We start from the raw sequence: 12791 nt of genomic DNA on the forward strand, positions 1-12791 counted from the left end.
GCCGTTCCCTGTCCGGTCCGAAATGGTGATCAGAACGTGTAGCCGATACGCAGCCCGTAACCGACTGCGTGGTTGTCCTCGAACTCTGTACCGGGTTGATTGCCCGGTGAGTTCGTCTCTGTGTCGCCGATCCAGGCATAGGTTACGCCACCGGTGATCTTCACGTTGTCCATCGTGTATGTCGCGGCAAGGCCGACCGAGCTGCGACCATCGGTCGGGCCGAGGTTCGAAGAGGTTCCGCCATGCGCAGGCTCATGCGCAACCGTAACCGCGCCAGCCCAGTTTTCGGAAAACTTGCGACCGAGGCCGAGGCTATAGGTGATCGTGTCATCCTCGTAGGAGACCAGAGAGTAGTCATCGGCTCCGGTCAAAAGATCCAGCAGACCGTCGTAATCCTCCGGCGCGATCTCGAATTCGGACCAGTCGACCCAGCGGATGGAGCCAAAGACAAGCGTATCGGCCGCAATGCCCGACTGGAATTCAAGATTGATCGACTGCGGAGTGGTAACGTCGGTGGTGCTGGTACGTCCAAGGCCGAGAGAAGAGTTTTCTGTGGTTTCCAGTTCGTGGTCAATCGCAGAGTTGTACGTCAACGCGACGCGCAGCGCGATATCGGGGCGCTCATAGGCGACGCCTACGAGATAACCAACGCCCTCGTCCTCGCCTCCGTCCGCTTGGTATTCCTGCCCGGCGAGCAGACCGAAGGGGGCGGTAATGAAGGGAATGGCTGCCTCTGCCGAGAAGCGCTGGTAGCGCAAGCCACCGAAAACGCTGACATTATTGGGTGCTGTATATTTGACGATCCCCGTCACCGCGCTGCTGGTCAGCTCCGCAGTGGAATCCGAGGCGAAATATTCACCGCTCGGGTATTCCACGTCGGCCCCGAATGGCTGATCGAAGATGACGGCCGCTTCGAAGCCATTGCCATAGCTTTGCTTCACGCCGAGCGAGAACTGCGTGTAGTCGTTCGTCATATTGCCCGATTTTGCGCCTTCGGGTGCAGTGGGAAAGACAGTTGCGGCAGTCTGGACCCCGGAAACGTCCGGGGATACCGAGCCAAAGGATAGTTGCGCGTAGTTTCCCTCCTCGAAAATCAACGCAACACTCTGCCCCGAACGATCTACTCCCCCAGCGAGCGCGCTTCCAGCCGATGCAACTATGGCTATTCCTGAAACCACCAGTTTCTTCACGATGTCTCCTCCTGTCACGTGAGTGAAAGTCACGCTAGCGAGAGCACCGTTCAACCGTCAATCTTTGACCCAGCGTCACGTTGAGAATTCCGCCGTAGCGTCACTTTTCCGATACTGTGCGGGGGGTTGCTGGATTTTTACTCTCGGCGAGGATGTTAACGTAGTTTCCGACAAAGATGATCGCCGCCCCGATAAAAACAAACGGGTCGAGGATCTCTCCATAGACCAGCGCGCCGATGATCGCGACGACGGGAAGTCGCGCAAAATCAATCGGCATGACAACCGTAGCGGGTGCGATCCGCAGCGCCGTAGTCAGGCAGAAATGCGCGATCAGTCCCGCGCAGCCGATCACGCCGAGCAGGGGAACCGAGCTGCGCGCAGGCAGCGCGATGTCGCCGTCGTAGCCGGCGCAGACAAGTCCGAAGACCGCCTGAAGCGTCGTGAGCCAAAACAGGATGCAGGTGATCGTCTCTGTCCGGGTCAGGCGGCGGGTGAACACCGCGGATCCGGCGAATCCGATGGCGGCGAGGGCGGCGGCGATCACGCCCGGAGAAATCTCGCTCGTGCCCGGCCGGGTGACGATGAGGATGCCGATGAACCCGAGCAGCGCCGCGAATACGCGGGAGCGGGTCAACGCTTCCCCAAGGATGAGGGGCGAGAGCACGACCACCCAGAGCGGGGAGGTGAATTCCAGCGAAAAAACCTGCGCGAGCGGGATGGTTGCCACCGCAAAGAACCAGAGGTTTTGCCCGGTGAAATGGCTGATGTTGCGCACCAGATGCAGGCCCATGTTCCGCGTGGTGATCTGGCGCCGCGTGCCGACAATGGAAGAAACGGTGAGCACGATGACAATACCCAGCAGGCTGCGATAGAGCATGATCTCGAACGTATCGAGATCAAGGCTGATGGCGCGCCCGGCCACTGCCATGGACGTAAAAGAGACTATCGCGCCGGACATCCAAAGCGCGGCGACCAGAGCTGGATTCATGATGGCTCCTCCTGATTGCCCGCTTAGCGGGCGACCGTGGCGCCGTCAAACCACTCAGCGCTCGGGAAGCAGGCCGCGCGGTGAGAACCTCAGAACGAGCAAGAGCACGAGCCCCATGGTGAAGAGCCGCATATGCGCCACGCTGTCGAGCAGGTGTGCCTTCAGCGGCCCGTCAGACATGCCGGAGGTGATGCCCGACATGAGCAATTGGCCCATCGGTTCTACCTGCACCCACAGGAACCAGATGAGAAAGCCACCAAGCACAGCGCCGTAGTTGTTGCCCGACCCCCCGACGATCACCATGACCCACACAAGGAATGTGAACCGCAGCGGTTGATAGGTGCCGGGGGTAAGCTGCCCGTCCAGCGTGGTCATCATGGCCCCAGCGATTCCGCAAATGGCCGAGCCCAGCACAAAGACCTGGAGGTGTCGCGCGGTGACGTTCTTGCCCATGGCACGGGCGGCGGTCTCATTGTCGCGGATCGCGCGCATCATGCGGCCCCAGGGGGAGTTCAGCGCCTTTTGCGAGAGGATAAGGATCACCACCAGAACGACCGCGAATAGCGCGCCATAGATCAGCTTCACATACAGCGTTGAGGCCGTCACCGGATCGAAACCAAAGCTCGCTGCACGCTCCACGAAGCTGGTGCTTGCCTGCAGGTCCACTTCATAGGGAACGGGGCGCGGCAGGCCGTTGACGTTCTTCACGCCCCGCGCCAGCCAATCCTCGTTTTTCATGACGGCGATGACGATCTCTGCAATTCCCAGCGTCGCGATCGCGAGGTAGTCAGAGCGCAGGCCAAGTGCCGTCTTGCCGATCAGCCAAGCCGCCCCCGCCGCGATCAGCCCGCCCACGGGCCATGCCAGCAGGACCGGAAGCCCGAGGCCGCCGAGATAACCGGTGGAAGCCGGATCAATGGCCTCCACTGCTTGTACGCCGCCGTCGAACACGTTGCGATAGAGGATGAAACCCGCAACCAGAATGGCGAGCAGCACGACCATCCGCAGCCGTCCCGCGGCCATCCGCCGAAAAATCACCGCCGCCAGCGCGATTGTCGCCGCCCCGAGGCCAAGACCCATGAGCACGCGCGGTCCGCCCGCCTGCCACGCCTCGGGAACGGGGGGCATGGAGACGAGTACCGTAGCGAGACCGCCAAGCGCGACAAACCCCATGATCCCCACGTTGAACAGCCCCGCGAACCCCCACTGGAGATTGACCCCAAGCGACATCACCGCAGAAATCAGCCCCATGTTGAGAATGATCAACGCGGCGTTCCAGCTTTGGAACACGCCGGTCAGAATGATCAGCAAAGCAACACCGGCGAAAAGCGCGATGGTCCGGGCCGTATCCGTCATACCGATTTCCCCGCGAAAAGACCTGTTGGGCGGAACAACAGCACCACCACCAGAATGACGAAGCTGACCGCGAATTTATAATCCGTGCCAAGCAGTTGCACGAGGCCCGAAGGCTCCAACGTTTCCGGCATGGCGTAGACCAGCACCTTCTTCCACGCATAGGTGATGGTCACCTCGGAGAAGGCGATCACGAAGCCGCCTGCAATGGCCCCGAGAGGGGAGCCAAGCCCCCCCACGATGGCCGAGGCAAAGACCGGCAGAAGAAGCTGGAAATATGTGAAGGGTTTGAAGGACTTGTCGAGGCCGTACAGCACCCCGGCAATCGTCGCGAGCGCAGCAACGATGAGCCAGGTGACCATCACGACGCGCTCCGGGTTGATCCCTGACAAAAGCGCGAGATCCTCATTGTCGGAATAGGCGCGCATGGATTTTCCCGTCCTCGTCCGGTTCAGGAACCAAAAGAGCAGGATCACGACAATCACGGCGGTCAGAATGGTGATCCCTTGTGTCGTCTTGAAGGCAAGACCTTCATCAAGACCGGTCATCTCCTTGAAATCGCGCGCGGAAATGATGAACCTTTCACCGTCGGCAAAACGCTGATCGTCCGGGCCGATGACGATCCGCACCAAACCGTTCATGATGAACATTACCCCCATGGAGACGATCACCAGCACCACGGGTTTCGCCTTTTGCACGCGGTAGAAGCGATAGACCACCCGGTCGGTCACAAGCACAAACGCCGCGCAGATCAGGATACCGAAGGGCAGGGCGAGCAGGGCCGTGGGCAGGGGGCCGAAGCTGATCCCGACGGCTTGCATCGCCCATGTGAGCAGGATGGTGACCATCGCACCAAAGGCCATTGTGTCCCCGTGAGCGAAGTTCGAAAAGCGCAGGATGCCATAGATGAGCGTTACCCCAAGCGCGCCAAGCGCAAGTTGGGATCCATAGGTCATGGCCGGGATCAGGACGAAATTGGCGAGTGCCGCCAATGCGTTGAGCAGGTCCATTTATCCTGTCTCCGTGCAGGTGCCATAGAGGGTCGAGGCGTAGGGTTCACCCGCGTCCTGACCATGGGTCGTATAGATCGCCGAGCCGTTGCTGAAGCGGGTCAGATTCTTGACCATTCCGTAGTAGGGCGCGGTGATGAAGGTACGGTCGCCGGTTTCGGGATCGGTGATGTAGGCCGCATCGTTGCGTTCCACTTCATCGATCAGGCTCGCCCCGCGGTCCGAAATGCTGACATCAAGGTAGCTCGATACGTCGCTGCATCTCGCCACGAAACATTCGGTATGGAATTCGCACACCAGCGATTCCGCGGCGACCGGCGCGGCCAAAAGACAGAAGATGACGGCTCTGATCATGTCAGCCCCCCAAAAAGGATTTGCGCACTTCGGGATCCGCCAAAAGCTCTTTGCCTGTCCCGCTAAATGCGTTTCGGCCCTGAACGAGGACATATCCCTTGTCTGCGATTTCAAGTGCTTGGCGAGCGTTTTGCTCCACCATGAGGATCGGAATTCCGGTGCGGGACACTTCGATGATCCGGTCGAACAGCTCGTCCATGACAATCGGGCTGACCCCTGCGGTCGGCTCGTCGAGCATCAGGACCTTGGGTTTGGTCATCAGCGCGCGGCCCACGGCGACCTGCTGGCGTTGACCTCCCGAAAGCTCTCCGGCGGGCTGGCGCCGTTTGTCGCGCAGTATGGGGAACAGATCGTACACCTGCGCCATGGTCTCCCGGAAATCATCGCGCCGGATGAAGGCCCCCATCTCGAGGTTTTCCTCGACGGTCATCGAGGTGAAAATGTTGTGCGTCTGGGGCACAAAGCCCATCCCCTTGATTACACGGTCCTGCGGCGACAGCGCGGTGATATCCTCACCGTCAAGCCGTACAGAACCGCGCCGAACATCAAGCATGCCGAACAAAGCCTTCATTCCAGTGGATTTTCCCGCACCGTTCGGCCCGACGATGACAGCGATTTCGCCGCGTTCCACCGCGATGGTGCAGTCGTGAAGGATATCAGGCCCCTTGCCGTAGCCGCCGGTCATGGCCTCCCCGATGAGGAAGGGCCCGCCGATCGCGGTATGCGCATTGCCGGAGGTGGGATAGGGCGCTTCGCCCGCGCCGTCGGGATTGCCGATCGAGCGGTCGCGATTGCCGCGATCATCGGTCCATGCGCTGTCGCTCATCCGCGCGCTCCTTTTGTGAGAGGATTTGCCATACGCCTTTCGCAGCTGATGGGCTGAACGAACGTGGATCGGGCATTTCTGTTCTGGGGGATGCTCATGCGCCGCTTCGCAACCATTTCAGCGCCCCCTCGGTCATGCCCTTGAATTTGGGCTGATCGTCGAGCGGCGCGACCATCAATGCGGTATCTTCCGGGAGTTGGTGCTTGATCGCGTGGTAGAGCTTGGACAGTGTCCGCTCGGATCGCACCATGAAAAGCTCGTCCCGAAGCGGGTGGCTGTCCTCGCCGAGCGTGATCTGCGCGCCCTGAGCCCCGTGCCAAACAACGAAAAGGCGCGGCTCGCTCATCCGAGCGCCTCCTTGTTCTTGAGCCCGGTGCCCAGATAGGCCTCGATCACCTGCTCATTGGCCTTGATTTCGTCCAGCGTGCCTTCGGCCAGCACCTTGCCTTCGGCCATGCAAATGACCGGATCGCAAAGGCGGCCGATGAAATCCATATCGTGTTCGATGACGACGAACGTGTACCCGCGCTCCTTGTTGAGCCGGATGATCGCATCGCCGATGGTGTTGAGCAGGGTGCGGTTCACGCCCGCGCCAACCTCGTCGAGAAACACGATGCGCGCGTCGACCATCATGGTGCGGCCAAGCTCCAGCAATTTTTTCTGACCGCCGGAAATCTGGCCTGCTCTGTGATCGGCCAAATGTGCGATCGTCAGGAACTCAAGGACTTCGTCGGCCTTGGCTCGCAATGCGCGCTCTTCATCTGCGATACGCTTGCGTCCGAACCACGTATTCCAAAGCGTCTCTCCGGTCTGACCGCCGGGGACCATCATCAGGTTCTCTCGGCAGGACATGGAGGAAAACTCATGCGCGATCTGAAAGGTGCGCAGCAGCCCCTTGTGAAACAACTCATGTGGGGGAAGGCCGGTGATATCCTCTCCGCCCATGGTCACACGGCCCGAAGTCGGAGGAAGAACGCCAGCTATCACGTTGAAAAGCGTCGTTTTTCCCGCGCCATTCGGCCCGATAAGCCCGGTGATGGAACCCTCGGCAATCTCAAGGCTCGCGCCGTCGACCGCATGGAATCCACCAAAATGCTTGTGAAGGTTCTCGACCTTGATCACGTATCCATCCCCGCCGGGCCAGTGCCCGATATCGTCCGGTGTATCGCCCGTTTTGAAAACGGCGCGGGAAAGATCCCGCGCCGCCTGTTACGCCGAAAGCGCGTTTAGCGGTAGCCGACCACGGTCAGCGCGCCACCATCCACGAGGAATTCGGAATAGCTGCCGGCCGCTTCGCCGGGCTCGACCAGTTCGACCGCAGAAGCGCCGACATAGTCCACTTCGCCGCCATCGGCGATGATCTGCAGCGCCTTGGCAAGCTCACCGGGCATGATCGGCTCACCCGGAGCGTTGGCGATCCCCATGATCTCACCTTTGTAGTCAGCCGCGTCAGAAGACCCGGATGCCGCCATCGCCAGAAGGATCAGCGCCGCCGCGTCATAGCTTTCACCTGCGTAGACAGAGGTGCCGTCGATGCCCGCCGCGCTGGCGAGTTCGCCGAAGACCGCACCGCCATCGCTGTCGGAGCCGGGCGCCGTGCCGATGGTGCCGTCAATGTCGGAGCCGAAGCGGTCGGTCAGCGAATCGCCAATCATGCCATCGCCAAGCGCGAAGGTGTCAAAGGCGCCGGTGTCGAGCGCGCCCTGAATGACGCCAGCACCGCCCTGGTCCACGTAACCAAGCACGACGAGCGCATCGCCGCCAGCAGAGGCCAGTGCGCCAACTTCGGCGGAGTAGTCGGCCTTGCCGTCTTCATGTGCGGTGGAGAGAGTCACCGTGCCGCCCGCAGCTTCGTAAGCTGCCTGAAAGGCATCGGCGAAACCCTTGCCATAGTCGTTGTTGGTATAGGTAACGGCCGCTTCTTCGATCCCTTTTTCGATCATGATCTCAGCCAGAACTTCACCCTGACGTGCATCCGACGGCGCGGTGCGGAAGAAGAGCCCGGCATCATCAACGGTGGTAAGCGCAGGGGAGGTCGCTGAGGGTGAAATCATCACGATGCCGTTCGGCACAGCCACGTTGGACAGCGCGGCGGTCGTCACGCCAGAGCAGTCGGCACCCATGATACCCTTGACGCCATCGCCGGTGATCAGACGCTCCGCCGCCGCGGTTGCAGCAGAGGCATCGACGCAGGTCGCATCGGCGCGAACCGGAACGGCCGTGCTGCCACCAAGGAAATTCTCGTTCCCGCTGACTTCGGCGATTGCCATTTCCGCGCCCGCAGCCATCGCGGGGGTCAGGCTTTCGATCGGGCCGGTGAAGCTGAGCAATACGCCGATCTTGACTTCCTCGGCATGTCCTGCGGCCATCGCGCCGCTGGCCATGAGGGCGGTCGAAGCCGTAGCGAGCAGTAGGTTTTTCATTGTTATCGTCTCCCTGTTGGATCGTTTGGTCCGGCGCCGAGATTAGGGTGGCGCGTGATGAATGAAAAGCGCGGATGCACCTGTGCCGGTCGTGCCGGTGCGTCAGGCAACGCGCTCAGTTCGGAGGCGCGCCGCCATGACTTCCACGCTCCCTGTAGGGGGTGGTGTCATAATGAGCGCGGTAGCATTTGGAAAAATGGCTGGGCGAGGTGAAGCCGCAGGCAAGGGCGACATTGATCACGCTCATATCCGTTTGCATCAAGAGGTTACGAGCTTTCTGCAGCCTTAATTCCATGTAGTACCGCTTTGGGCTGCGGTTGAGATAGCGACGAAACAGACGCTCCAGTTGCCGGGTGGACATCTCTGCGTCGCGGGCCAGTTGGGCCGGGCTGATCGGCTCTTCTATGTTGGCCTCCATCTTCTGGATGACCTGCGCCAGCTTGGTGTGGCGCACGCCGATACGAGTCGGGGTCGAAAGCCGCTGCGTATCCTGATCGGTCCGGATCGCGGTATAGACGAGTTGATCTGCCACGGCATTCGCAAGCGCCGTGCCGTGATCATCCGCAATGAGCTTGAGCATCAGATCGATGGCCGCCGTCCCCCCCGCAGCGGTGAAGCGCGGCCCGTCGATCGTGAACACGGCCTTGGTCAGGTCGACCGCGTCGAATTCCTCCATAAAACTGTCGTGGTTCTCCCAGTGGATCGTGGCGCGCCGCCCGTCGAGCAGCCCCGCGCGGGCCAACGCGAAGCCCGCGGTACACAAGGCACCCGTCCGCAATCCCCGCCGCGCCTCGCGTCGTAGCCAGTTGAGAAGGGGCCTCGTGGTTGCGGCCTGAATTTCCAACCCACCGCACAGGACGATCGTATCGCTGCGGCGACATTCCGACAGATCCCCGCTTGGCACGAACTCGGTTCCCGCAGAACATTGCACGGGCCGCCCCCCTTCGGAAAGCAGGACCCAGTCGTAAAAGGGTTTTCCCGCCATATGGTTGGCAAGCCGCAGGCATTCGAGCGCAGCGGAGAAGGGGAACAGGGTGAATTCCGGGAGCAGGACGAAAACGAACCGCTGAGCACGAACCTCGGCGCCCGTCGACGACTTTAACTGACCTGTTTCCAAGAGCGACATTCCCCGTTTGCCGGGCAGCTTGCGCGCGACGAAAGGCGAGGTCAATCCGCTGGTTGCCAGCAGCGGCTCAAAGACCTCTTGCGCGCAACAATACAATTCGTTGTGGCCATGCCGGTTGCGATTCAGTAAAGAGGCCCGCACAAAACCGCTTTTTACCGGAGTAAGACGATGAGCGAATGGCAGAAAACCAATTGGCGCAACAAGCCGCGGGTTCAGATGCCTGATTATACGGATGAGGCCGCGCTGCATGCCGTTGAGGCACAGCTCGCCAAGTATCCGCCGCTCGTCTTTGCGGGCGAAGCGCGCAGGCTGCGGTCCGAACTTGCGGCCGCCGGGCGCGGTGAGGCATTCTTGTTGCAGGGCGGCGATTGCGCCGAAAGCTTCGAACAATTCAGCGCCGATGGCATCCGTGACACCTTCAAGGTCATGCTTCAGATGGCGATGGTCCTGACCTATGGCGCCAAGGTACCGGTGGTGAAGGTGGGCCGGATGGCCGGTCAATTTGCCAAGCCGCGCTCCGCGCCGACCGAAACCATCGATGGCGTCGAACTGCCGTCGTACCGCGGTGACATCATCAATGAGCTGGCCTTCACGCCCGAGGCGCGCATTCCAGATCCCAAGAAGATGCTACAGGCTTATACGCAAGCTGCCGCGACCCTGAATTTGCTGCGTGCGTTTTCAACGGGCGGCTATGCGGATGTTCATCAGGTTCACCAATGGACGCTTGGCTTCACCGACCGCGAAGAGTCTGAGAAGTACCGTGAGATGGCCAACCGTATTTCCGACGCACTCGATTTCATGACCGCAGCCGGTGTCGATAGCGACCGGGCGCATACGCTTCAGACCGTGGATTTCTACACGTCGCATGAATCGCTGCTGCTGGAGTACGAAGAGGCGCTTTGCCGTATGGATTCGACTTCCGGCAAATGGCTCGCGGGCTCTGGGCACATGATCTGGATCGGGGATCGCACCCGCCAGCCGGACGGCGCGCACGTGGAGTTTGCAAGTGGCGTCCAAAACCCCATCGGCCTCAAGTGCGGGCCGACGACCACGGCGGACGATCTCAAGGTCCTGATGAAAAAGCTCAACCCCGAAAACCAGATGGGCCGGTTGACGCTCATCGCGCGGTTCGGTGCGGGCAAAGTGTCCGAGCATCTGCCGCGGCTCATCAAGGCCGTCCGCGAAGAGGGGGCGAATGTCGTCTGGTCCTGTGATCCGATGCACGGCAATACCGTCAAGGCGGCGTCGGGCTACAAGACACGGCCCTTCGACAGCGTGCTGCGCGAAGTACAGGAATTCTTTGCGGTTCACCGCGCGGAGGGCACGATCCCCGGCGGCGTGCATTTTGAGATGACCGGTCAGGACGTGACCGAGTGCACCGGCGGCGTCCGTGCAGTGACCGATGAGGATCTTTCGGATCGCTATCACACTGCTTGCGATCCGCGTCTGAATGCTTCCCAAGCGCTGGAACTCGCCTTTCTGGTCGCCGAAGAGCTTTCGAGTCTCCATCAGGAGCGCAAAGCCGCCACGGCCTGAGGGCCGGCGGTCGGTCGTGACGCCTGAGGTGCTTGCTAAAAAGAAAGGGCCCCACCGTTCTGGTTGGGGCCCTTTCTGGCTGAAGTCTCAGGAAAAACTGGTCAGTCGTCCGTGTTCACGAGCCGCAGGAACGGAACCTTGGTATTCGTGAAGCGCTCATCCCGCGCGGCGGGGGCTTTCTCGGGCTCGGCCGCTTTTTCGGTGCGGCGATTGACACGGTCGAAGAAGGTGCCTTCAAACCGCGAACGCTTTTCGCCGAGGGGTTCGGCCGCTGGAATGGCGCGGGGCTTGGCCGGGGCTTTGTCGAGCGCGGGACCGTCACAGATCTCCAGCGTCTCACCCAGCATGTCGAGGCGGCGGGGCGTACGGCCGATCTCACCTTCGGTCACAAGACAACCCAAGGCACGGGACACATCGCCGAGGTCACTCTTGAGCGGAAGCAGCAACATCCGACCCTCAAGAGGCGGTTTGCCCAGGCTTTTCTCACCGCTGACGGCGCAGGAGAAGATACCAGGGGACTGGAACATCTCCTCGATCCGAAGCGCGACATCCTTGCGGGTTTCGGGAGAGAAGAAGGCCGTGATCGGCATGCCCCGGACTTCCATCCCCATCAGCGCGTTGAGATGGCGGCCAGCAAGGCGAATACGTGCCACGCCCGGTGCGATCCGTTCCACGATGAAGGAATACTCCAGCGAGCCTTCGATACCCCGCGGGTCAAGGTCCGCCCGGCGCGGAATATCACGTCCATTGCGGAGCGCCTGCCAGTAGGCTTCCACTTCCACCAACGCGGGAAACCGCGCTTTGCTGACGAAATTCTGCATCGAAACGATGTTCTCTTTGCTCGTGTCCGACTTCATTGATCCTGCACCCGGTTATCTTACCCCAACATCACCGCAGGTGAAGATAACCGACTCCGGTTAACTCTATCTCCACAATGATTACCCAATTCTTAATATGCCAGCAGTTGTCGAAAATTGCTTCTATTTTATTTCCGAAGGGTTAACGGCGGGCATTCGGCGGGGGGCTTGCCCTCCGCATGTGCATTCCGCTACCTGCGGGGCAGGACGGAAACATGGCAGGGAGAGGGCAACATTGGTTCATTCCATGACCGGGTTCGCAGCACGCACCGGATCTGGCGCGGGATTCTCCTGGAGTTGGGAGATCCGCACCGTCAATGCCCGGGGCCTCGATTTGCGGCTGCGCGTACCCGACTGGATCCCCGCGCTGGAGCCGAAACTGCGTGAGGCCATCTCCGCGCGACTGACCCGTGGCAACGTTTCACTTGCCTTGCGTGTCATGCGAACCGACGCGGGTACGCGGCGGCTCAGCCCGGCGGGCCTGGAGGCGGCACTCGATGCGTTGCAGGAAATCTCCACCGTCGCCGCAGAGCGGGGTCTGTCACTGGCCGATCCTCGTGCTGCGGAAATCCTTCAGATGCGCGGCGTGGTCGACGACTCTGGCGCGGCGGAGGGTGACCTTGATGCGCTGCGCACCGCCCTTCTCGACGAAGTGACCCCCTTGCTCGATGCGCTGGAAGAGATGCGCCAGATCGAGGGCGCCTCGCTCGCGCCGGTCCTCAAGGCTCGTGTGACACAGATCGCCGCGCTCACCGACAGCGCGCGCGCCTTGCTGCCGGAACGCACCCGCCACATGGAAGCCAATCTTCGCGGCGCGCTTGATCGTATTCGCCCCGGCCTTGGTGATGTGGCGGAGGACCGTGTCGCACAGGAGCTTGCGATGATGTCGGTCAAAGCGGACGTCGCCGAAGAGCTGGACCGGCTCGATGCCCATGTCGATGCGGCGCAGACGCTTCTGGCGTCCGGTGCGCCCGTGGGCCGCAAGCTTGATTTCCTGACGCAGGAATTCAACCGCGAAGCCAATACCCTCTGCTCCAAGGCTCAATTCGCGCCTCTGACGACCCTTGGGCTCGAACTGAAAACAGTGATCGACCAGCTGCGTGAGCAGGTCCAGAACGTGGAGTAGAT

The 12791-nt window shown here is 61.1% G+C and carries 13 protein-coding genes; 2 read left to right on the forward strand and 11 right to left on the reverse strand.

Annotated features, from left to right (window positions below):
• Positions 1 to 29 precede the first annotated feature (29 nt).
• From BM234_RS03685 to BM234_RS03730, 10 genes are all read right to left on the reverse strand, one after another.
• Positions 30 to 1190 carry an OmpP1/FadL family transporter gene (locus BM234_RS03685; RefSeq protein WP_092060709.1) on the reverse strand — a complete coding sequence of 387 codons (1161 nt, stop codon included), beginning with the start codon at positions 1188 to 1190 and terminating at the stop codon, positions 30 to 32.
• A gap of 100 nt (positions 1191 to 1290) precedes the next feature.
• Positions 1291 to 2178, reverse strand: a complete 888-nt coding sequence (locus BM234_RS03690; RefSeq protein WP_092060710.1) for a DMT family transporter — start codon at positions 2176 to 2178, stop codon at positions 1291 to 1293.
• A gap of 54 nt (positions 2179 to 2232) precedes the next feature.
• A complete protein-coding gene (locus BM234_RS03695; RefSeq protein ID WP_092060712.1) occupies positions 2233 to 3534 on the reverse strand; it encodes a branched-chain amino acid ABC transporter permease in 1302 nt (433 codons plus the stop codon).
• Positions 3531 to 4541 carry a branched-chain amino acid ABC transporter permease gene (locus BM234_RS03700; protein ID WP_092060713.1) on the reverse strand — a complete coding sequence of 337 codons (1011 nt, stop codon included), beginning with the start codon at positions 4539 to 4541 and terminating at the stop codon, positions 3531 to 3533. Before BM234_RS03700 ends, BM234_RS03695 begins: the two co-directional genes overlap by 4 nt.
• Positions 4542 to 4895 (reverse strand): hypothetical protein, encoded by a 354-nt coding sequence (locus BM234_RS03705; RefSeq protein ID WP_092060715.1) that lies wholly within the window; start codon positions 4893 to 4895, stop codon positions 4542 to 4544. It lies immediately after the preceding gene.
• A gap of 1 nt (position 4896) precedes the next feature.
• The gene (locus BM234_RS03710; RefSeq protein WP_092060717.1) at positions 4897 to 5721 is read right to left on the reverse strand and encodes an ABC transporter ATP-binding protein; all 825 of its coding nucleotides are present in this window, start codon (positions 5719 to 5721) and stop codon (positions 4897 to 4899) included.
• A gap of 94 nt (positions 5722 to 5815) precedes the next feature.
• Positions 5816 to 6067, reverse strand: coding sequence for a hypothetical protein (locus BM234_RS03715; RefSeq protein WP_092060719.1), 252 nt, complete (start codon positions 6065 to 6067; stop codon positions 5816 to 5818).
• A complete protein-coding gene (locus BM234_RS03720) occupies positions 6064 to 6843 on the reverse strand; it encodes an ABC transporter ATP-binding protein (protein ID WP_092060721.1) in 780 nt (259 codons plus the stop codon). The genes BM234_RS03715 and BM234_RS03720 overlap by 4 nt, the downstream gene beginning before the upstream one ends.
• Positions 6844 to 6947: 104 nt before the next feature.
• Complete coding sequence (locus BM234_RS03725; protein WP_092060723.1) at positions 6948 to 8144, reverse strand: ABC transporter substrate-binding protein; 1197 nt, start codon at positions 8142 to 8144, stop codon at positions 6948 to 6950.
• Between the two features lie 115 nt (positions 8145 to 8259).
• Complete coding sequence (locus tag BM234_RS03730) at positions 8260 to 9270, reverse strand: GlxA family transcriptional regulator (protein ID WP_092061349.1); 1011 nt, start codon at positions 9268 to 9270, stop codon at positions 8260 to 8262.
• 168 nt (positions 9271 to 9438) lie between these two features.
• Here BM234_RS03730 and BM234_RS03735 point away from each other — a divergent pair, with 168 nt between their 5' ends.
• Positions 9439 to 10806: a class II 3-deoxy-7-phosphoheptulonate synthase gene (locus BM234_RS03735; protein ID WP_092060725.1), complete on the forward strand. Its 1368-nt coding sequence runs from the start codon at positions 9439 to 9441 to the stop codon at positions 10804 to 10806.
• Positions 10807 to 10907: 101 nt separating this feature from the next.
• Here the strand turns inward: BM234_RS03735 and BM234_RS03740 are convergent, their stop codons facing one another.
• Complete coding sequence (locus BM234_RS03740) at positions 10908 to 11663, reverse strand: PAS domain-containing protein (RefSeq protein ID WP_245752473.1); 756 nt, start codon at positions 11661 to 11663, stop codon at positions 10908 to 10910.
• 247 nt (positions 11664 to 11910) lie between these two features.
• On the opposite strand from BM234_RS03740, the gene BM234_RS03745 reads away from it, so the two are divergent.
• Positions 11911 to 12789, forward strand: coding sequence for a YicC/YloC family endoribonuclease (locus BM234_RS03745; protein WP_245752475.1), 879 nt, complete (start codon positions 11911 to 11913; stop codon positions 12787 to 12789).
• Positions 12790 to 12791 lie beyond the last annotated feature (2 nt).

The organism is Poseidonocella pacifica, from assembly GCF_900111875.1.
GTDB classification, from domain to species: Bacteria; Pseudomonadota; Alphaproteobacteria; order Rhodobacterales; family Rhodobacteraceae; genus Poseidonocella; species Poseidonocella pacifica.